Raw genomic sequence first — 19225 nt, forward strand, 5'->3', positions numbered from 1 at the left:
CGCCACCACCCGCCCGGCGCCGCCGGGCGGGACCCAGCCAGGAGCGCGTGATGAGTTCGATCTATTGCCAGGCGGATCACCGCCGGCGCGAGTTCTCGCTGAGAGTCGGCGGGTTGCTGCCGCTGACCACCATCGACTACCCCGACCACCTGGCCTGCGTGCTGTTCTGCCAGGGCTGCGCCTGGCGCTGCAGCTACTGCCACAATCCCGAGCTGATCAGGGCGCAGAGCAGCGCCTCCGCTGTCAGCTGGCAGGAGATCATGACTTTCCTGCGGCGTCGCCGCGGTCTGCTCGATGCCGTGGTATTCAGCGGTGGCGAGGCCACCCTGCAGCCGGCCCTGCCGGCCGCCATGCGCAAGGTGCGGGACATGGGCTTCAAGGTCGGCCTGCACAGTGCGGGCATCAAGCCCAACCTGCTGCGTCGGGTGCTGCCGCTGTGCGACTGGGTCGGCTTCGACGTCAAGGCGCTGGAGGAAGATGTGCAGCTGATTACCGGCGTGCCTGGCAGCGGCCAGGCCAACTGGGACAGCCTGGAGTTGCTGCTCGACAGCGGTGTGGACTTCGAGTGCCGCACCACCGTGCACTGGCAGCTGTTCGACTGCCAGCGCCTGCAACGCCTCACCGAACGCCTGGCCACGCTGGGAGTCAAGCGCTTCGCCGTGCAGCTGGCGCGCCCCGAGCGGATGCTGGACGAGCATCTCGGCCCCGCCGCGACACCTGCCGAGGCCGCGGAGCTATGGCCCTATCTGCGCCAGCTGTTCAGCCACTTCGAGCTGCGCCAGGCCTGACGATCCTCGGTTGCCCCCCGGTAGTCCTTTCGCGCAAAAGCCTGTTACCAGCCCCAGAACTGCAGCCACCAGCAGTAGCCCAGCAGGGCATTGCTCAGCAGCAGCGCCAGCAGCGGGAATGCGCGCTGATGCGGCGTTAGCCGCTGGCAGACGCGCCAGCCGAGCCATAGGCTCCAGGCGATGGCGCTCAGCAACAGCAGGGCGCGGCCGGCAGGTACCCAGGTCAGAGCCAGGCCCTCGTAGCGCAGCAGCTTCACCGTGGTGGAGGAGAGCCCGAGAAACAGGCCGGCGGCCCCGGTGGGCACCAGGCACAGCAGCAGATGCTGGGCGAACGCCGCCGACTGCCCAGCCATGCGGCAGCCGCCCCGGACCAGCAGTTGGATGGTGCCACCGAGCAGTAGTGCGGAGCCGCCCAGGTACAGGCAGATGGCGAGGCCATCGAGCCAGCTGAAGGCATCGTTGACTTGCGGGTAGTGGGTCAGCAGCCACCAGGGCGCCGAGGCCTGCAGCGACCAGAGCTGGTCGTGGCGCACCAGCCATTCGGCCATGGTCTGTTTTAGCGCGATGAACCAGGGGCTGATGGTCCACTGGAAGGCGCCCACGGCCAGGCCGATGACACCGTAGAGCAGCAGGCGCGTCTCCCAGGGGCTGCCTTCAGCGCCGCCGAGTTCCACTATCTCCGCGTTGCTCGAGCGGGCGATCAGGCGCACGGCATCACGCTGGCCGCTGCAGCGACCGCAGGCGTGGCAAGCCGAGGCGCCGCGCATGCGGCGGATATCCAGGAGCGGGGCGCAATTGGGCGGCGGGAGATGGGGTGGCGGGTTGGCTTGCCAGCGCTGTTCATTCACCTGGAAATGAATCGGGGCCAGCTTCGCCAGCAGGGCGAATACCCCACTCACCGGGCACAGGTAGCGGCACCAGACCCGCTTGCCGCGGCCGTAGAGAAAACCCACCAGCATGGCGGCCAGCGTTGAGCCGCCGAGGATCAGCAGCGCCGCCTGGGCGTAGTCGTAGACGCTGATCAGTTGGCCATACAGGGTGGTCAGCAGGAAGCCGACAGTGGGCCAGCCGGCCCAGCGCATCCAGCGCGGTGCACCGCGTCCCAGGCCACGCTGGCTGGCCCATTCGCTGAGGGCGCCCTCCGGGCAGAACAGGCCGCACCAGACGCGCCCAAACAGCACCACCGAGAGCAGCACGAAAGGCCACCAGATCCCCCAGAAGACGAACTGGGCCAGCAGCGTCAGATTGTCCAGGATGCGCGCCTGGTTGTCCGGCAGGGGCAACCAGGCAGGCAGGACCAGCAACAGCGCATAGAACAGCACCACCGCCCATTGCAGCCGACGGATAAACGCGGCGTGCCGGCGCATGCCATCGCCCAGGGCGCCGAGCCGGCTGTTCAGCGCCGCTTTCATATGCCGCTCCGAGAAACCTCCCGCCGGGCCTGCCGACGGCCGCGGCGCCAGCCGTATGCGACGATCCAGAAGCAGGCCAGCAGCATCGTCGCCATCGCGGAGGGCATGGCGCGATAGCCGGTCAAACCCGCCAGGGCCGAGCCGAGCCGCGAGCCATCGTCCAGCCAGGCCGAGCTGTCCCAGAGCGGATCGCCGAGCCAGGCATACAGCCATTCCGGAAGCTCCAGCCCCATCAGCTGTCCCGTCGCGCGATCGAGCGCGTTCATCAGCATGGCGCCGCCCAGGGCGATCAGCACCAGCTCGCTGATGGCGAAGAAGCGCCGCCAGTCCAGCAGATAGCTGCCCGCTTGCAGCAGGGCGAAGCTCAGCCCTCCCAGCAACAGGCCGAGCAGCGCCCCGAGCAGCATCGCCGAGGGACCGGTGGTGCCGCTGGAGCCATAGAGGAAGATGGCGATCTCACTGCCCTCGCGGGCCACGGCGAGGGCCGCGAGCAGGACGAGCCCGCCTTGCCGGCCATGGCTCAGTGCCTGTTCGGCACGCGTCTCCAGGTCGCTGCGCAGCCAGCGGCCGTTGCGCCGCATCCACATGACCATCTGCAGGATCAGCACGCTGGCCACGGCGCTCATGGCCGCCTGGAACCATTCACCGGCGGGCCCGCTCATCCAGTTGCCCGCCAATACCATCAGCGTCGCCAGCAGCGCGGCCAGCGCACCGCCACCGAGCACCCCCAGCCATAGCAGGCGCAGGTGCTCGCGCCCATCGGGCTGGCGCTTCAGCCAGGCATACAGCAAGCCGATGACCAGTAGTGCCTCGACGCTTTCGCGCCAGACGATCAGCAAAGCCTGTTCCATAACTACTCCCTACTGCGCCTCGATGTAGCCACCCGGCAGATCGAGATGGAATTCGTCGAAGAAGGCATAGCGCCCGGGCTTGAGCGGGTGGATCACCACGAAGGAGGTGACGCCGGGGCTCAGCACCTTTTCCACGCGCAGTGGCAGGCTCTCGAATTCAATCGGTCCCTGGCCGACATTGCGCACAATGATCTTGAAGCGCTGCCCTGCGGGAACGGTCAGGTTGGGCGGGGTGAAGTGCCCGTCCTCGATTGCCAGTTCGTAGGTGGGCAGCGGGCCGCCCCAGGCCGGCAGTGCCAGCAGGAGGAGGAGGGGAAGGACGCTTTTCATGGGATCTCCCGCCAAGGGCGCGCCCGGGAGCGCGCCGATTCTGCCTCAGTAGCCGCCCTTCTTGCCGATACCGGCGAAGGTGAAGCCGTACTTGAGCTCGCAGGGCTCGAACCAGACCGCTACGCCGGTCTCCTTGTCGGTGTGGCGGCCGAAGGCATGGTGGCCGCCGGGCGGTGCCACTCGGTAGGTCAGCTGGTATTGGCCAGGGCCGTCCAGCTTGAGGTTGTCACCGTAATGGGGGCCGTCGCTGGCGACCATGGCATGGAAGTCGCCCTGGAGCACCTTGTCGCTACCCACGCGCTGCAGGGTATAGGCAATGGAGAGATAGGGAACGAAACTGCCCTCCTGGAAGCCATGGCGATTGTTTTCCAAGGCGCTGATGTCCGCCTCCATGTGCACATCGGACTCGGCCGCCGGGCGCATCATGCCGGGTGGGTCCATCTCGATGGGCTGCAGGTATACCGCAGCGACTTCCATGCCGGCGCATTGTTGCGGTTCGCCAATCGGATATTCCTTGGCCATGGCGGTGCCGGTGGCGAGGAGGGCGCAGAGAGGGAATAGGGTCAAGGGCTTCATAAAGGGCTCCAGTTGAGGTTCTGGAGCCAGCCTATGAGGCTCAAAGGCAATCAATAATGATTCTCGTCAATTTCTTCCGACGCCGTGGAGGTACCGCCAAGGAGGTATGGAATGGCCTCGGCCGTTGCTGGATCTTGGCCCGCGACAATTCTCCTTCGGAGCCTCGCAGTGAAAGACCAGGAACAGCTTTCGGCCACTCTGTTGCTGATGCATCAGAACCAGGTGGTTCTCGCCGAATCGGTACAACTGCTTTCCGCGTGGTTTCTGCGCAGCGGCCTGACCGAGGTCGCCACCAGGCTGCAACCGATGATGGAGCAGGTCATGGCCAACTGTGTTTGGCTCGATCGGGCTCTGGGTGATGACATTGAGCGATACGACCGCCGTCTACGGAGCGAGACCCTGGGCCAGATCGTAAGCGGCTCGCATCGCTGATGAAATTGCTGCCTAACGAAGGCAGCTAACCGAGACGGTGCCGGGTCGAGGCCGACCAATTTTGATACGGCTCGGTAGGTTCGGCTGAGTAGTCGAGTGTCTGACTCCGCGTTTTCCACACCTGGAGCCCACGATTTCTTGCACGGCAACTGGCGGTGGAAATCATGGAGTATTCCTGGATTTTGGGGCGGTTGTAGCGGTTTCCGGTCGACAGGGTAGCCATGATCGGCTGGCCGGAGTTCTCTCCGGCCAGCCGGCGCCTCAGTAGCGCAGCTTGGCGCTCCAGTCGTCGTACACGGCCGGCTGTTTCAGCTGCACGCGGAATTGCTCGGCCTCGGCCGGGTTGCCGGTCCACAGGTACAGGTGGTCTTTCCAGCTACCGGAGGTCCAGCGCAGCAGGTAGTAGTCGCTACCGCGCACGGTGTCGCGATCGAGCAGGCGTACCAGGTCGCCGTCGGCGAGGCAGCCGCTGGGCTTGTTCGGTAGCTCGATGCGCAGCTGGTTGGAGGAGTCGCCGGCCTTGGGGTAGTAGGCGTAGTTACCGCCGCCACCGCCCAGCCACCAGTTCAGCCAATGGCCGCGATGGCGCACGGATTCGATCTCCAGGTAGTCGCCGCTGCGGATGCAGAAGCTCACCGGGTAGTGCCAGTTGCGCAGGCTGAACAGGCTCTCCGGCTCATGGCCTTCGCCACTCACCCGTAGCCAGTCGGTGGCCTTGCTGGCGCCCGCGCGTAGGGTCTTGCCGTTGCTCTGGCTACGCAGGGTCACCTGGCCGTAGCGGTTCTCGCGTGGTTTGGCCGCGCGGGTTGGGGTGCTGGCGTCGGCGCGGGTGAAGGCAGCGACCGGCGAGTGATCGGAATAGTCCTGGAACTGCCAGGTGGCGCCGGCCTGGGTCACGCTCCAGCGCGGTGACGGGGTGTCCAGCGCCTGGTTGTGCCAGTAGCTTGGCTGGCCGTGGTGGCGCGAGACGAAGATGTAATCCAGGTATTCGGGCGCGTGGTTGGGGTACTGGTAGCTGGCGATGCCGTTGCGCCGGGTGTCGAAGCTGGTATCGCTACCGGCGAAGCTGTCCGGAGCCTTTACCTGCAGGCGTTCGAGCAGGTCGCTGTACTCGGCGCTGTCGCGGATCACGTTGAAGTCGCCACCGATGAACAGCACTTCGTCCGGCGCGATGCCCTTGTTCTCGATAAAGGTGCGCATCTCGTCGAACTGGCTGGCGCGCACAGCCGTGCCCTTGCCATCGGGGCAGCCGGTGTCGGCGGCCTGGGCGTGGGTGCCGATCACGTGCAGCGGCTGACCATTGCGGTCGAGCCTGGCGTAGACGAAGCCCTTGTTGGAGAAGTAGTCGGCGCCGCAGCCCTGGGCATAGACGTACTGTACGCGCTCGACAATCGGCCAGCGGCTGACGATGGCCACGCCACCGTCTTCCGGCGTGGTGTCGGAGTATGCGCCGAGGGTGGCATCCCAGCCGCTGCGCGAGCGGCCGAGGATGGGCGTCTGGTGCGGGTATTCGTTCTTCAAACCGTCCAGCAGGATGGCGGCCGCCGGGTTATCGAACAGCTCGTTGAGGATCACCGCGTCCTGGCCCTTCATGTAGTCGGCCTGAGCAATCAACCTGGCACGGGTCTCCTGGCCCCAGCCGGGCTTGAGCGTGCTGGGCAGGAAAAACACGTTATGCGCCAGCAGTTTGTACTGGTCGCTGGTGGCCGCGGTGGCGGGTGTGACGAAGGGGAGTAGGGCGAGGGTACAGCAGGCGAGCGTGGTGAACTTCATCCTGAAGGGCTCCTGTGGCCTTTGCGGCCTCTTGTTGGTGGCGTTCCTGAATCTGGAATAGACCAGGCGCCTGAAGAATCCTGGAGCACTGTTACAGTTTTGCAAGGTGAGCGCGGGGTGCCCATGACAGAGCTGTTGCAATAAGCAGGATGGCTGGACTAGGCCAAATTTCGTGTCACCCGGGCTTCGCGGGCCGCACCGGACCAGCTATAACGCAGGCCTTTCCTATCGCGTGAACTACGCCGTGCTCGACTATTCCGCCTACCTCGGCCTGTTTCTCTCCGCCTTCGGTGCCGCCAGCCTGCTGCCTCTGCAGTCCGAGGCCGTGCTGGTCGGCCTGCTGCTGGGCGGCGAGCAGCAGGTGGCCGCGCTGCTGGCGGTGGCCAGCCTCGGCAATGTGCTGGGCTCGGTGTTGAATGCGGCGCTGGGACGGGGCATCGAGCGCTTCCATGGGCGTCGCTGGTTCCCGGTTAGCGAGGCGCGCCTGGATCGGGCCAAGGCCACCTATCGCCGCTACGGGCGCTGGTCGCTGCTGCTGAGTTGGGTGCCGATCATCGGCGACCCGCTGACCCTGGTGGCCGGGGTGATGCGCGAGCCCTGGTGGAGCTTCTTGCTGCTGGTGAGCCTGGCCAAGACCGGCCGCTACTTGGTGCTGGCGGCCATCACCCTGGGTTGGACCGCATCCGGTTCTCCTGGCTGGGGCTGAGGACCGAGATCACTCGCGGTAGAACACCTGGATCAGGTGGTAGCCGAACTGGGTCTTCACCGGGCCATGCACCTCGCGCAGCGGCTTCTTGAAGATCACCTGGTCCACGGCGCGGACCATCTGCCCCGGGCGCACTTCGCCCAGGTCGCCACCTTTCTTGCTGGAGGGGCAGGTGGAGTACTTCTTCGCCAGCACGTCGAAGGCCTCGCCGGCGGCGATGCGTTTCTTCAATGCCGCCGCTTCCGCCTCGGTCTTTACCAGGATATGGCGGGCCATTGCCTTGGGCATGATCGGTTCCTCAATTTGCAAGGCGGCTATTGTGCCAGCATTCCTTGCGCCATCAGAATGGCGTCATTTTTTAGGCTGCTATTGGCCGGAAACGCGGGCCGACTTGGCCTAACTTGATTACTCCACACCGATGGAAGCGCGCCCCCATGGACCTCACCCAGATGCTGAAAGTCCTGTCCAGCCAGGACGGATCCGACCTCTACCTGTCCACTGGGGCGCCGCCCTGCGCCAAGTTCAACGGGGTACTCAAGCCGCTCAGTCAGGAGCCGCTCAAGCCGGGTGACGTGGCCGCCATCGCCGCCGGGGTGATGGATGAGCTGCAGCGCGCCGATTTCGAGAAAGAGCTGGAGATGAACCTGGCCATCTCGGTGCCCAACGTCGGCCGCTTCCGCATCAACATCTTCAAGCAGCGCAACGAGGTCTCCATCGTCGCGCGTAACATCAAGATGGAAATCCCCAAGTTCGAGGACCTCAAGCTGCCCGAGGTGCTGCTCAAGACGGTGATGGAGAAGCGCGGCCTGGTGCTGTTCGTCGGTGGTACCGGCTCGGGCAAGTCCACCTCCCTGGCGGCGCTGATCGACTACCGCAACCGCAACAGCGGCGGCCACATCATCACCATCGAGGACCCGGTGGAGTACGTGCACCGGCACAAGAAGTCGATCATCAACCAGCGCGAGGTGGGCGTGGACACCCGCAGCTTCCACGCGGCCCTGAAGAACACCCTGCGCCAGGCGCCGGACGTGATCCTGATCGGCGAGATCCGTGACCGCGAGACCATGGAGCACGCCCTGGCCTTCGCCGACACCGGTCACCTGGCCATCTCCACCCTGCACGCCAACAACGCCAACCAGGCGCTGGACCGCATCATCAACTTCTTCCCCGAGGAGCGCCGCCCGCAACTGCTCAACGACCTGGGCAACAACCTCAAGGCCTTCGTTTCCCAACGCCTGGTCAAGACGGTGGACGGCAAGCGCCGCGCTGCGGTGGAGGTGCTGCTCGGCACGCCGACCATCCGCGACCAGATCAAGCGCGGCGATTTCTCCGAGATCAAGGAGACCATGGAGAAGTCGAAGAACCTCGGCATGCAGACCTTCGATCAGGCGCTGATCGACCTGGTCCACGACGGCAGCATCGACGAAGAGGAAGCGGTGAAGAACGCCGACTCGGCGAACAACGTGCGCCTCAAGCTCAAGCTGTACAAGGACAACCCGGCCGCGCCCCAGGCTGCAGCTCCGGCACCGGTTGCCGCGCCCGAGGCGGCACCAGTGGCAGCCCCGGCCAACTGGGCGATGGAGCTCAAACTGGAGGATATCGAAGAAGAGGCGCCGCCGGAGGACCCGGGTCGCTCGGGCATCTGACGGTCGCTGGGCAATAAAAAGGGCAGACCTGGGTCTGCCCTTTTTCATGGGGGCCGATCAGTACGGGCAGTTCTCGCGATAGTCGGAGATGGCCAGATCGCCCTCATGGTTCGGGCCGCAGAGGAACTGGCTGTAGCGGCTGTCGAAGTCGATGAAGCGCTTCATCCAGGCGATGCCGTACATGCCCAGCATGTCCTGGTTGGGGTAGCCAGAGTTGGCGCAGAAGTGCGAGCCGCCGTAGATCTCCAGGAACGCCTTGGGCGTGGAGTTGGGGATCTGGTTGTAGAACGGCGAGGCATGCTGGGCCACCGGCGCCACGGTATCGGCGCTGCAGGCCAGGATCAGCGCCGGCGTCTTGATTCCGCTGAACGCGCTGGAGCCCAGGTACCACGGTGCCTGCGGGATGATGGCGTTGATCGAGCGCTGGGTGGACAGCTTGAGCGAACCACCGCCGCCCATCGACCAGCCGATGGCGCCCAGGCGGGTGCTGTCGATCTTGTTATAGAGCGGGCTGGACGAGCTTTTGCTCTGGGCGATCAGGTAGTCCAGCGCCTCGCTGAGCTGGCTGGCGCGGCTGTCCGGCTGGTCGTAGATGGTTTCGGTGTTCATGGTCATCACCACGAAGCCGTGGGAGGCCAGGCGCGGGCCCCACCAGTCGATGCTGCTCTCGTAGGAGAGGTAGCCGGGAATGACGGCGATGGCGCCCATCTTGCCGGTGGTGTTGGTCGGGTAGTACACGGTGCTATCGCCGTAACCCTTGAGGAAGCCGGATACCGAGAACTTGGCGGTGCTGAAGGGGCCGGTCGAGGCCTTCAGCGCGGTAACCGTCGGCGCCGGGCCGCGGGTGCAGTTGCTGCAGGGCGCCGATGGGCCGGTCGCGGAAAAGGCATAAGTGCTTGCCAATAGCGTGGCGAACATCACTATCGCTTTGGCAGTCGTTACTTTGATTCCCATGTCATTACCTCGTTGGTTTTGTTGTTGCGTCATGACGTTTGGTGTTTGGCTTATTTGAAAGCGCGGCTGGAAACTAACAACGAGATAAGTGCGCAACAACAATGAAGTCGTCTCAGTTCATACAAGAAAGCAGATAACGCCTGATGATTATCTGATTTCGGCTGCACGCCGCGAATTCTATGGATTTGAGTCGGGCTAGAGTTCGCCTTCCTGTAGTTCCTGAGTATGAGCGCGAAGTGTCTTGTCGCTCTTTATGCTGCATTTAATGAGTTGCTCAATGCAGGCTGTTATTTGGGCGATGCGGCTGTTGACAGAAGTCGGCAATAAAACAAACTTGCAGATTGAAGCTTGGTCCCATGTTTCTACTCGCTAAAAGAGCACTCTCGAATGCCTGCCGAGCGAAACTCATCTCCTGCGCTGGTCTATGTCTGCAATCGGCGCTACCTGTATCTGGGCCGTAGCCGCCTGCTCATCCGTGATCTGCATTCGGGCGCGGCGGCGCTGCTCGTTTGCCTGGAGGGAGAGGTGAGGTTCCGCGCGCCCGGCCACGAGCAATGGCTCAGCAGCGCCAGCGTGCTGATTCCGGCCGGCAGCCGGATCGCCATCGACAATCGCGATGCGGTATTGGCGTCCTGCTACCTGGATGCGGGCAGGCCCGATTTCGCGCTACTGCGCCGGCAGATGGCGGCGACGTGCCAGGGCATCCACTACCACCACCGGCAGGGCGACTACCTGGCGCAGGAGCTGACCCGGCTGCGCGATGAGGCACCGGACTTCGCAGAGGCCCAGCAGCGGGTCGAACAGATGCTCTATCGCGAGGCCTGCCTGCCCCTGCCGGAGGTCGACCCACGGGTGACCCAGGTGGTGGAGCGCCTGCGTACAAGCGCGGCGCTGAACACCTCGGTCGGTGCGTTGGCGGCGGAGGTGGGGCTGTCCGAGTCGGGGCTGATCAAGCTGTTTGCCCTGCAGGTGGGCGTACCGCTGCGTCGGCACCGGCTCTGGTATCGCCTGATCGACTTCGTCAGGCTCACCCTGGCTGGCATGCCCGCCGGCGAGGCGATCAAGGTCGCGGGGTTCAGCGACGCCGCGCACCTGTCACGCTGCTACAGCGGGTTCTTCGGGGTCAATCACTCCTATGCCTTCTCGCCCAAGACCCATGTTCGTTACGTGGTGCCTGACGAAACCGGTCCCCGGCCAATGAGTGCCAGGATGGCAAGCCTGGTGACAGATTCAGGCTCGCACGCGGTCGAGGCGGGCGGCGCGCGCTACCCCTAGGTACGATCAGCCACGCAGCTCTTCGAGATCGCGATACAGCTCCAGCGCCTGGGGGTTGGCCAGGGCGTCGGTGTTCTTCACCGGCTTGCCGTGCACCACGTTGCGCACGGCCAGCTCGACTATCTTGCCGCTGATGGTGCGCGGGATGTCGGCCACGGCGACGATCCTGGCGGGCACATGGCGCTGGGTGGTGTTGTCACGGATTACCGCGCAGATGCGCTGCTTGAGTTCGTCGTCTAGCACCACGCCTTCGCGCAGGCGCACGAACAGCACCACGCGCACATCGCCCTGCCATTCCTGGCCGATGGCGATGGACTCCAGCACTTGCTCGACCTTTTCCACCTGGCGGTAGATTTCGGCGGTGCCGATACGCACGCCGCCGGGGTTGAGTACGGCGTCGGAGCGGCCGTGGATCACCAGACCGCCGTGCTCGGTTTCTTCGGCGTAGTCGCCGTGGGCCCAGACGCCGGGGAAGGTGTCGAAGTAGGCGCTGCGGAATTTCTCGCCGTCGGCGTCGTTCCAGAAGCCCACCGGCATGGAGGTGAAGTGCTGGGCGCAGACCAGCTCGCCTTTCTCGCCGATCACCGCTTTGCCGGCGTCGTCCCACACGTGCACGTCCATGCCCAGGCCCTTGCACTGCAGCTCGCCGCGCCACACCGGCAGCACCGGGTTGCCGAGGGCGAAGCAGGAGACAATGTCGGTGCCGCCGGAGATGGAAGAGAGGCAGACGTCGGCTTTGATGTCGCGGTAGACGTACTCGAAGCTCTCGTGGGCCAGCGGTGAGCCGGTCGAGAGGATGGCTTTCAGGTGCTCCAGCTTGTGCGTCTCGCGCGGCTTGGCACCGGCCTTCTCCAGGGCGGCGATGAACTTGGCGCTGGTACCGAAGATGCTGATGTTCTCGGCGTCGATCAGGTCGATCAGGCGCTCTGCACCGGGGTGGAAGGGCGAACCGTCGAACAGCACCAGGGTGGCGCCCAGGGCCAGGCCGGAGACCAGCCAGTTCCACATCATCCAGCCGCAGGTGGTGTAGTAGAACAGGGTGTCGTCGGCCGAGAGGTCGGCGTGCAGGCCGAGCTCCTTCACATGCTGCAGCAGGGTGCCACCGGCGCCGTGGACGATGCACTTGGGTACGCCGGTGGTGCCGCTGGAGTAGAGGATGTACAGCGGCTGCTCGAAGGGCACCTGGACGAACTGCGGCTCGCCGCCAGCCTGGTAGAAGTCGCCCCACAGAGCGACCTTGGCCGGCGTCTTGAAGTCGCCCGGCTGGACAGCGGGATTGGCGTAGGGCACCACCACCAGCTGGGCCAGCGATGGCAGGCGTTCGAGGATTTCGTTGAGCTTGCCGGTCAGGTCCAGGTTCTTGCCGGCGTAGCGGTAGCCGGCGGCGGCGATCAGCACCTTGGGCTCGATCTGGCCGAAGCGATCGATCACGCCCTGGGTGCCGAAGTCCGGCGAGCAGCTCGACCAGGTGGCGCCGAGGCTGGCGGTGGCAAGCATGCCGACCAGGGTCTGCCAGGTGTTGGGCATAAAGGCGGCGACGCGGTCGCCAACGCCGACGCCGCCGGCCTGCAGGCTGCGCTGCAGGCCGGCGACATGGGCCGCCAGCTGGGCGTAGCTGAGTTGCTCGCGGCTGCCGTCTTCGCCAATGGCGACCAGCGCCGGATGATCATCGCGCCGGCGCAGCATATGTTCGGCGAAGTTCAGGGTGGCGCCAGGGAACCAGTGGGCGCTGGGCATGGCCGCGCCTTCGCGCAACACGGCCTCTGGCTGTGTGGCGAAACGCACCTCGAAGAAGTCGACGATGGCCTGCCAGAACGCTTCGCGCTTATCCACGCTCCAGGCATGCAGCGCCGGGTAGTCGGCCAGTTGCAGGCCGTGGCGCTGGTTGACGAAGTGGCGGAAGGCATCCATGCGGGTGGCGGCGATGCGTTCGGCGGAAGGGGTCCAGAGCGGGTGTGACATAACGGTTTCCAGTGCCATGGTGTTTCGTAGGGTGGATGTCGTCGTTTACATCCACCAAGGGGTGGTGGAAAACGCTTCGCGGTTTTCCACGGGGTGGCCATCCACCCTACAAATTCGGGACGCTACGGTTATTGTGCCAGCCAGCCACCGTCCATGTTCCAGGCGGCGCCGCGCACCTGTTCGGCGGCGTCGCTGCAGAGGAACAGGGCCAGTGCACCGAGCTGTTCGGGGGTGACGAACTCCAGCGACGGCTGTTTCTCGGCCAGCAGGTCGTGGCGTGCCTGGTCGAGGCCGCCGGCTGCGGCGGCGCGGTCGTCGATCTGCTTCTGCACCAGCGGGGTCAGCACCCAGCCAGGACAGATGGCGTTGCAGGTGACGCCGCTGGTGGCCGTCTCCAAGGCCACGCTCTTGGTCAGACCGACCAGGCCGTGCTTGGCCGCCACGTAGGCGCTCTTGCCGGCGGAGGCCGCCAGGCCGTGGGCCGAGGCGATGTTGATGATCCGCCCCCAGTTGCGTGCGCGCATGCCCGGCAGCGCTAGGCGCGTGCTGTGGAAGGCGGAGCTGAGGTTGATGGCGATGATCGCGTCCCAGCGCTCCGCCGGGAATTCCTCGACCGGCGCCACATACTGGATGCCGGCGTTGTTGACCAGGATATCGACGCCGCCGAACTGCTCCTCGGCGAAACGAACCAGGGCCTCGATCTCGGCAGGCTTGCTCATGTCCGCCGGATGGTGGCGCACCTGACCACCGTGGGCGGCTACGGCCGCCACGGCCGCCTCCGCGTCGCCGAAGCCGTTGAGCACCAGGTTGGCGCCGGCCTCGGCCAGCTTGAGGGCGATGCCCAGACCGATGCCGCTGGTGGAGCCGGTGACCAGGGCGGTCTTGCCTTGCAGATTCATATGCTTCTCCTGTTGCACGGGCCGCCTCGGCGGCCCGGTCGCGGGCCATACCCGCCCTATACGGTTAGACGATGCCGGTGGCGTAGAACACGCCGATCACGACGAACACCGCCAGGGTCTTGATCAGGGTAATACCGAAGATGTCCTTGTACGCCTCGCGGTGGGTCAGGCCGGTCACCGCCAGCAGGGTGATCACCGCGCCGTTGTGCGGCAGGGTGTCCATGCCGCCGGACGCCATCGAGGCCACGCGGTGCAGCACTTCCAGCGGGATGTTGGCGGCGTTGGCAGCGGCGATGAAAGTATCGGACATGGCCGCCAGGGCGATGCTCATGCCGCCCGAGGCCGAGCCGGTGATGCCGGCCAGCAGGGTGACGGTGACCGCCTCGTTGACCAGCGGATTGGGGATGTTCTTCAGCGCATCGGCCAGCACCAGGAAGCCGGGCAGGGAGGCGATCACCGCGCCGAAACCGTATTCCGAGGCGGTGTTCATCGACGCCAGCAGGGCGCCGCCGACCGCGGTCTTGGTACCTTCGGCCAGCTTGGCCTTGATCGCGCGGAAGCCGCAGATCAGCACCAGCAGGATGCCCAGCAGCAGCGCCGCCTGCACGGCCCAGATGCCGGTCAGCTTGGCCACTTCGCTGGTCACCGGCTGCGCCATGCCGGCCAGCTGCAGGCTGTGGGTCTTGCCGTAGACCAGCGGAATCCAGCGGGTGAACAGCAGGTTGGCCACGCCGACCAGGATTAGCGGCGACAGCGCCAGCCAGGGGTTGGGCAGGGCGATGTCCTCGGCGGTTTCCGGCTCGTTGCGCAGCTCGGTGCCGTAGCCCTCGCCATTGCGCTTGGCTTTGTTCAGCTGGCGGTTGAGGTAGAACATACCGACGCTGAACACGAACAGGGTGCCGATCACGCCCAGCCAGGGCGCCGCCCAGGAGGTGGTGCCGAAGAAGGCGGTGGGGATGATGTTCTGGATCTGCGGGGTGCCGGGCAGGGCGTCCATGGTGAAGCTGAACGCGCCGAGGGCGATGGTGGCCGGGATCAGGCGCTTGGGAATGTCGCTCTGGCGGAACATTTCGGCGGCGAACGGGTACACGGCGAACACCACCACGAACAGCGACACGCCGCCGTAGGTGAGCAGGGCGCAGACCAGCACGATCACCAGCATGGCCTGGCCGGTGCCGAGCAGGCGAATGGCGGCCGCGACGATGGAGCGCGAGAAGCCGGACAGCTCGATCAGCTTGCCGAACACGGCACCGAGCAGGAATACCGGGAAGTACAGCTTGATGAAGCCGACCATCTTCTCCATGAACACGCCGGTGAAGGCGGGCGCCACGGCGGACGGGTCGGTGAGCAGCACGGCGCCGAGGGCGGCGATGGGGGCGAAGAGGATGACGCTGTAGCCGCGATAGGCGGCCAGCATCAGCAGGGCAAGGGCCGCGAGGGCGATGATTACGCTCATGGAGCTGTCTCCTGTGCTGCGGCGTGGCGTGCACGCGCAGCGATATTGTTGTCTTGGGTCACGTCGGGGGCTGGCTGGTTCATCACCAGAGCGGCAGCACGTAACTGAGGATCAGGCGGTTCTCGTCCAGGTCATTGCCGAAGTGGCTCGAACGCAGCGTGGCGTTACGCCATTTGACGCCCAAGTTCTTCAGCGGGCCGTCCTGGAACACGTAGGCGATGTCGGTGTTGCGTTCCCACTCCTTGCCCTCCGGCGAGCCTGCGCCCAGCTCGATGTTGTCGCCGGACAGGTAGCGGGTCATGAAGGTCAGGCCGGGGATGCCGACGGCGGCGAAGTTGTAGTCGTAGCGCGCCTGCCAGGAACGTTCCTCGGCGTTGGCGAAGTCGCCGATCTGCACGAAGTTGACCAGGAAGGCGTCAGTGCCGCCGATGTAGGCGAAGCCGGTGTCGCCGCTCATGCGCTGGTAGCCGAGACCGAAGGCATGGCCGCCGAGGCCGTAGGTGAACATGGCGCCGAGGGCGCGGTTGTCGACGTTGCTGCGGCCGTCGTCGTCGGAGCGGGCGAAGCGCAGGTCACTCTTCAGCGACTGGCCGTCGCCGAGCGGCAGCAGGTGGGTCAGGTTGACGATGTGTTGGTCGTAGAGCTTGTCCAGCTTGGCGTAGCTGTAGCCAGTGGTGAGCTGGTCGTTCCACTTGTAGCTGGCGCCGGCGAAGTCGAAGCGGTCGCTGGTCGAACTGGCGGCTATGCCCTTGGCGCCGCCAGTGGTCACGCTCATGTCCTCGCTGTCGGAGGAGTCGCGCTGGCTGACCTGGCGCAGCTGGCCGGCATCGAGGGTTAGGCCGGCGATGTCGGTGGAGTTCAGGTGCGCGCCACGGAAAGTCTGCGGCTGCAGGCGCGAGTCGTTGGCCAGCACGGTGGGCAGCTTGGGCAGCAGGGTGCCGACCTTGAGCACGCTGGCGCCGGTCTTGAACTTGGCGGTCAGGCCCAGCTCGCCGTATTCGTCCTGGGCGCCGTCGACCTTCTCCTTGTCGCGGGGCAGCAGGCCGGAGCCGGCGCGGTCGGGGCTGGAGTCCAGTTTGACGCCGAGCATGCCGAGGGCGTCGACGCCGAAGCCGATGGTGCCTTCGGTGTAGCCGGATTCGTAGCGCAGGAGGAAGCCCTGGGCCCATTCGTCCTGCTTGGACTGGGCGGCACCGTCCTGGCGGAAATCGCGGTTGAAGTAGAAGTTGCGCAGTTCCAGGCTGGCTTTGCCATCTTCGAGAAAGGCGGCCTGGCTGGGCGTGCAGACACCGCCGAGGGCGGCGAGGGCAACGGCATGGCTGAGCGAGAGTTTGCTCACGGAGTATCTCCTGGCGCGGCGCCGTGGCGAACGAGGACGGTGCAGGTTCGTCCCTGGAGCGAAGTTCGCACTACGTGCAGCGGTATTGTTGTTATTGGGGCTGCGGACTGGCCGCGCAGGACCTATAGCCAGTTCTGTGCCAATAACGTAGGAGATTGATTTATAAGGATTTATTGATTTTTCTAGGTAAGCCTTGGGCGACGCTTGTCTCTTGTTGGAGAAAAGCGATGCGGGATCTCCAGTCGGGCCCCAGTGAATCCCGTCCGTAGCGACAAATCTCTGATTGGAGATTTGTCTCCGAATCAAGACGAGAGCCCCAGGGCGACCATCTTCTTGTACAGAGTCGAACGGCCCAGCCCCAGGTGTTTGGCGGCCTCCGGCACGCTGCCGGCGTGCTTGGCCAGGGTCTGCTGGATCAGTTGGCGTTCGTAGGCTTCGCGGGCGGCATAGAAGCCGCCCTCGGCTGCAACGATGCTGAGCGGCGTGGCGGCCTGCGTGGTGGGCAACGGCACGAAGCGGCCGATGGCGGTGCGCAGTGCTGCCGCACCCAGCCGCGCCTCGTCAGCGAGCAGAGCTGCGCGTTCCAGCACATTGCGCAGCTCGCGGATATTGCCCGGCCAGGCGTGACTGGCGAGCAGGGCCTGGGCCTCGACGTCCAGCTCATGGTGGCCGGGCAGCTCGTCGAGAATCGCCTCGCACAGCGCCGGCAGGTCGTCCAGGCGCTCACGCAGCGGCGGCAACTGGATCGGCAGCACGTTGAGGCGGTAGTACAGGTCCGCGCGGAAGCGGCCTGCCTGCAAGGCGGACTCCAGGTCCAGCGAGGTGGCGGCGATCAGGCGCACGTCGCTGCGGCGCACCTCGTTGGAGCCGACCGGCTCGAACTCCTTCTCCTGCAGCACACGCAGCAGCTTGCTCTGCAGGGCCAGTGGCATGTCGCCGATCTCGTCGAGGAACAGGGTGCCGCCCTGGGCGATCTGCAGCTTGCCGGGGCGGCCCTTGCGGTCGGCACCAGTGAAGGCACCGGGGGCGGTGCCGAAGAACTCGGCCTCCAGCAGGGTCTCCGGAATGGCCGCGCAGTTGACGCTGACGAAGGGCTTGTGAGCGCGCGGCGAAGCGCTGTGGATGGCGTGGGCCAGCAGCTCCTTGCCGGTGCCTGTCTCGCCGAGCAGCAGCACCGGCGACTCGCTGGCCGCGCCACGCCGGGCGCGGCGTTTGACCTCCAGGCTGGCGGCGCTGGCGCCGATGAAGTGGGCGAAGCTGTACTTGGCCTGGCGCGCCTGCAGCAGCGAACGGGTCGAGGCCAGTTCTTCCTGGATCTGCATGAAGCGCGTGACCAGCGGCGCCAGGCTGCGCAGCTGGTCGAACAGGGCGAAGCCGATGGCGCCGATCACCGCGCCGGCGTCGTCGTGCACCGGCAGGCGCATCACCACCAGCGGCCCGCCGGGGGTGTCGAGCATGTCCAGCAGGATCGGCTCGCCGGTCTCCACCACCTGGCGCAGCAGGCTGGACGGGATGACCTTCTCCACGTCCTGGCCGATGGCCTGGCTGGCGTCGTCCAGGCCGTAGCGGCGGGCGTAGCGCTCGTTCATCCAGACGATGCGCGCGTCTTTATCGACGATCACCGTGCCTTCGCTGGACTGCTCGACGATCTCGAACAGCGAGCGGATCGCCAGCAGGCGCACGTGCTGGTAGTCGCGCAGGGTGGAGGCGTCTTTCATCGGCGTCCTTGTTGAGTGAATGGTTTCGCGGGTTGCACCCGCCCTACGGTTCGGCTCGTGTAGGGCGGGTGAAACCCGCGTATGTCTTACACGCTCAAGCGGGCGCGCGCTACCCGCGAGCCATTGGCGCGGCCAAGCACGTCGCAGATGCGCGCGCCGGCGTCGATCAGTTGGTCCATGTCGATCCCGGTATGGATGCCCAGGCCCTGGAGCAGGTAGAGCACGTCCTCGGTGGCGACGTTGCCGGTGGCGCCCTTGGCGTAGGGGCAGCCGCCGAGGCCTGCGACCGAGCTGTCGAACACGGCGATGCCTTCCAAGAGGCTCGCATAGATGTTGGCCAGGGCCTGGCCGTAGGTGTCGTGGAAGTGCCCGGCCAGTTTGTCACGCGGGATATCGCGACCGACCACCTCGAACATGGTGCGGGTCTTGCCGGCGGTGCCGGTGCCGATGGTGTCGCCGAGGGACACCTCGTAGCAGCCCATGGCGAACAGCTCGCGCGCCACAGCGGCGACCTGCTCGGGTGCCACTTCGCCCTCGTAGGGGCAGCCGAGTACGCAGGAGACATAGCCGCGCACGCTGATGCCGTGGGCCTTGGCCGCTTCCATCACCGGCACGAAGCGCTCCAGGCTCTCGGCGATGGAGCAGTTGATATTGCGCTGGGAGAAAGCCTCGGAGGCGGCGGCGAACACCGCCACTTCCTTCACCCCGGCCTCGACCGCGGCCTCGAAGCCCTTGAGGTTGGGGGTGAGGGCGCCGTAGACCACGCCGGGCTTGTACTGGATGCCGGCGAATACCTCGGCGCTGCCGGCCATCTGCGGCACCCACTTGGGCGAGACGAAGCTGCCCACCTCGATATAGCTCAGGCCGGCGGCGCTCAGGTCGTCGGTTAGGCGCACCTTGTCGGCCACGCTGATCGGCTGTTTCTCGTTCTGCAGGCCGTCGCGCGGGCCGACTTCGACCAGGCGGACGTGTTGCGGCAGGTTCATCGGTGTTCTCCCTGGTGGAAACACTGCGCGGTTTCCACCCTACATAAATCGTGTGCGCCGATATTGAGGCATAGGGCGGTAGGGTGGATGTCGCCTTCTACATCCACCAGCCTTCAGCGCGA

General features: G+C 65.6%; 17 protein-coding genes and 1 pseudogene. 5 read left to right on the forward strand and 13 right to left on the reverse strand.

Annotated features, from left to right (window positions below):
- Positions 1-50 precede the first annotated feature (50 nt).
- Entirely contained in the window at positions 51-788 is a 738-nt protein-coding gene (locus N7607_RS13090) for an anaerobic ribonucleoside-triphosphate reductase activating protein (protein WP_279865298.1), read from the forward strand.
- Positions 789-832: 44 nt separating this feature from the next.
- Here the strand turns inward: N7607_RS13090 and N7607_RS13095 are convergent, their stop codons facing one another.
- The 4 genes from N7607_RS13095 to N7607_RS13110 are packed head-to-tail and all read right to left on the reverse strand — an operon-like array spanning position 833 to position 3957.
- On the reverse strand, positions 833-2200 hold the full coding sequence (locus N7607_RS13095; protein ID WP_279865296.1) for a 4Fe-4S binding protein: 1368 nt from the start codon (positions 2198-2200) through the stop codon (positions 833-835).
- Positions 2197-3051, reverse strand: a complete 855-nt coding sequence (locus N7607_RS13100; RefSeq protein ID WP_279865295.1) for an FTR1 family protein — start codon at positions 3049-3051, stop codon at positions 2197-2199. Before N7607_RS13100 ends, N7607_RS13095 begins: the two co-directional genes overlap by 4 nt.
- A 9-nt stretch (positions 3052-3060) precedes the next feature.
- Positions 3061-3381 carry a cupredoxin domain-containing protein gene (locus N7607_RS13105; protein WP_279865294.1) on the reverse strand — a complete coding sequence of 107 codons (321 nt, stop codon included), beginning with the start codon at positions 3379-3381 and terminating at the stop codon, positions 3061-3063.
- 45 nt (positions 3382-3426) lie between these two features.
- Positions 3427-3957 (reverse strand): iron transporter, encoded by a 531-nt coding sequence (locus N7607_RS13110; RefSeq protein WP_279865293.1) that lies wholly within the window; start codon positions 3955-3957, stop codon positions 3427-3429.
- A gap of 168 nt (positions 3958-4125) precedes the next feature.
- Here N7607_RS13110 and N7607_RS13115 point away from each other — a divergent pair, with 168 nt between their 5' ends.
- The gene (locus tag N7607_RS13115; RefSeq protein WP_279865292.1) at positions 4126-4389 is read left to right on the forward strand and encodes a hypothetical protein; all 264 of its coding nucleotides are present in this window, start codon (positions 4126-4128) and stop codon (positions 4387-4389) included.
- A gap of 261 nt (positions 4390-4650) precedes the next feature.
- On the opposite strand, the gene sph is transcribed toward N7607_RS13115, so the two are convergent.
- The gene (sph, locus tag N7607_RS13120) at positions 4651-6162 is read right to left on the reverse strand and encodes a sphingomyelin phosphodiesterase (RefSeq protein WP_279865290.1); all 1512 of its coding nucleotides are present in this window, start codon (positions 6160-6162) and stop codon (positions 4651-4653) included.
- 244 nt (positions 6163-6406) lie between these two features.
- Here sph and N7607_RS13125 point away from each other — a divergent pair, with 244 nt between their 5' ends.
- Complete coding sequence (locus tag N7607_RS13125; RefSeq protein ID WP_279865289.1) at positions 6407-6868, forward strand: DedA family protein; 462 nt, start codon at positions 6407-6409, stop codon at positions 6866-6868.
- A gap of 9 nt (positions 6869-6877) precedes the next feature.
- Here the strand turns inward: N7607_RS13125 and N7607_RS13130 are convergent, their stop codons facing one another.
- Positions 6878-7156, reverse strand: coding sequence for a peptidylprolyl isomerase (locus N7607_RS13130; RefSeq protein ID WP_279865288.1), 279 nt, complete (start codon positions 7154-7156; stop codon positions 6878-6880).
- Positions 7157-7302: 146 nt separating this feature from the next.
- On the opposite strand from N7607_RS13130, the gene N7607_RS13135 reads away from it, so the two are divergent.
- Positions 7303-8514 (forward strand): PilT/PilU family type 4a pilus ATPase, encoded by a 1212-nt coding sequence (locus N7607_RS13135; RefSeq protein ID WP_279865287.1) that lies wholly within the window; start codon positions 7303-7305, stop codon positions 8512-8514.
- 57 nt (positions 8515-8571) lie between these two features.
- Here the strand turns inward: N7607_RS13135 and N7607_RS13140 are convergent, their stop codons facing one another.
- Positions 8572-9468 carry a hypothetical protein gene (locus N7607_RS13140; protein WP_279865285.1) on the reverse strand — a complete coding sequence of 299 codons (897 nt, stop codon included), beginning with the start codon at positions 9466-9468 and terminating at the stop codon, positions 8572-8574.
- Positions 9469-9855: 387 nt separating this feature from the next.
- Here N7607_RS13140 and N7607_RS13145 point away from each other — a divergent pair, with 387 nt between their 5' ends.
- Positions 9856-10743, forward strand: a complete 888-nt coding sequence (locus tag N7607_RS13145) for an AraC family transcriptional regulator (RefSeq protein WP_279865284.1) — start codon at positions 9856-9858, stop codon at positions 10741-10743.
- A 6-nt stretch (positions 10744-10749) separates the two neighbouring features.
- On the opposite strand, the gene N7607_RS13150 is transcribed toward N7607_RS13145, so the two are convergent.
- From N7607_RS13150 to N7607_RS13175, 6 genes and pseudogenes are all read right to left on the reverse strand, one after another.
- Complete coding sequence (locus tag N7607_RS13150; RefSeq protein WP_279865282.1) at positions 10750-12705, reverse strand: acetoacetate--CoA ligase; 1956 nt, start codon at positions 12703-12705, stop codon at positions 10750-10752.
- A gap of 128 nt (positions 12706-12833) precedes the next feature.
- Entirely contained in the window at positions 12834-13604 is a 771-nt protein-coding gene (locus N7607_RS13155) for a 3-hydroxybutyrate dehydrogenase (RefSeq protein ID WP_279865281.1), read from the reverse strand.
- A gap of 64 nt (positions 13605-13668) precedes the next feature.
- Positions 13669-15060: a GntP family permease gene (locus N7607_RS13160; RefSeq protein ID WP_279865280.1), complete on the reverse strand. Its 1392-nt coding sequence runs from the start codon at positions 15058-15060 to the stop codon at positions 13669-13671.
- 82 nt (positions 15061-15142) lie between these two features.
- Positions 15143-16399 (reverse strand): OprD family porin, encoded by a 1257-nt coding sequence (locus tag N7607_RS13165; RefSeq protein ID WP_279865278.1) that lies wholly within the window; start codon positions 16397-16399, stop codon positions 15143-15145.
- A gap of 277 nt (positions 16400-16676) precedes the next feature.
- Positions 16677-18117: pseudogene (locus N7607_RS13170) on the reverse strand (sigma 54-interacting transcriptional regulator); the annotation flags it as partial.
- 86 nt (positions 18118-18203) lie between these two features.
- Complete coding sequence (locus N7607_RS13175; RefSeq protein WP_279865276.1) at positions 18204-19103, reverse strand: hydroxymethylglutaryl-CoA lyase; 900 nt, start codon at positions 19101-19103, stop codon at positions 18204-18206.
- Positions 19104-19225: the final 122 nt, after the last annotated feature.

It is taken from the genome of Pseudomonas sp. GD04019, assembly GCF_029837695.1.
GTDB lineage: Bacteria > Pseudomonadota > Gammaproteobacteria > Pseudomonadales > Pseudomonadaceae > Aquipseudomonas.

Bases quoted from the DNA above. Each gene is read 5' to 3' on its own strand.
- N7607_RS13105 (WP_279865294.1), bottom strand. From the start codon at position 3,381: ATGAAAAGCGTCCTTCCCCTCCTCCTCCTGCTGGCACTGCCGGCCTGG.
- sph (WP_279865290.1), bottom strand. From the start codon at position 6,162: ATGAAGTTCACCACGCTCGCCTGCTGTACCCTCGCCCTACTCCCCTTC.
- N7607_RS13110 (WP_279865293.1), bottom strand. From the start codon at position 3,957: ATGAAGCCCTTGACCCTATTCCCTCTCTGCGCCCTCCTCGCCACCGGC.
- N7607_RS13130 (WP_279865288.1), bottom strand. From the start codon at position 7,156: ATGCCCAAGGCAATGGCCCGCCATATCCTGGTAAAGACCGAGGCGGAA.
- N7607_RS13090 (WP_279865298.1), top strand. From the start codon at position 51: ATGAGTTCGATCTATTGCCAGGCGGATCACCGCCGGCGCGAGTTCTCG.
- N7607_RS13145 (WP_279865284.1), top strand. From the start codon at position 9,856: ATGCCTGCCGAGCGAAACTCATCTCCTGCGCTGGTCTATGTCTGCAAT.
- N7607_RS13175 (WP_279865276.1), bottom strand. From the start codon at position 19,103: ATGAACCTGCCGCAACACGTCCGCCTGGTCGAAGTCGGCCCGCGCGAC.
- N7607_RS13160 (WP_279865280.1), bottom strand. From the start codon at position 15,060: ATGAGCGTAATCATCGCCCTCGCGGCCCTTGCCCTGCTGATGCTGGCC.
- N7607_RS13095 (WP_279865296.1), bottom strand. From the start codon at position 2,200: ATGAAAGCGGCGCTGAACAGCCGGCTCGGCGCCCTGGGCGATGGCATG.
- N7607_RS13150 (WP_279865282.1), bottom strand. From the start codon at position 12,705: ATGTCACACCCGCTCTGGACCCCTTCCGCCGAACGCATCGCCGCCACC.
- N7607_RS13155 (WP_279865281.1), bottom strand. From the start codon at position 13,604: ATGAATCTGCAAGGCAAGACCGCCCTGGTCACCGGCTCCACCAGCGGC.
- N7607_RS13140 (WP_279865285.1), bottom strand. From the start codon at position 9,468: ATGGGAATCAAAGTAACGACTGCCAAAGCGATAGTGATGTTCGCCACG.
- N7607_RS13135 (WP_279865287.1), top strand. From the start codon at position 7,303: ATGGACCTCACCCAGATGCTGAAAGTCCTGTCCAGCCAGGACGGATCC.
- N7607_RS13100 (WP_279865295.1), bottom strand. From the start codon at position 3,051: ATGGAACAGGCTTTGCTGATCGTCTGGCGCGAAAGCGTCGAGGCACTA.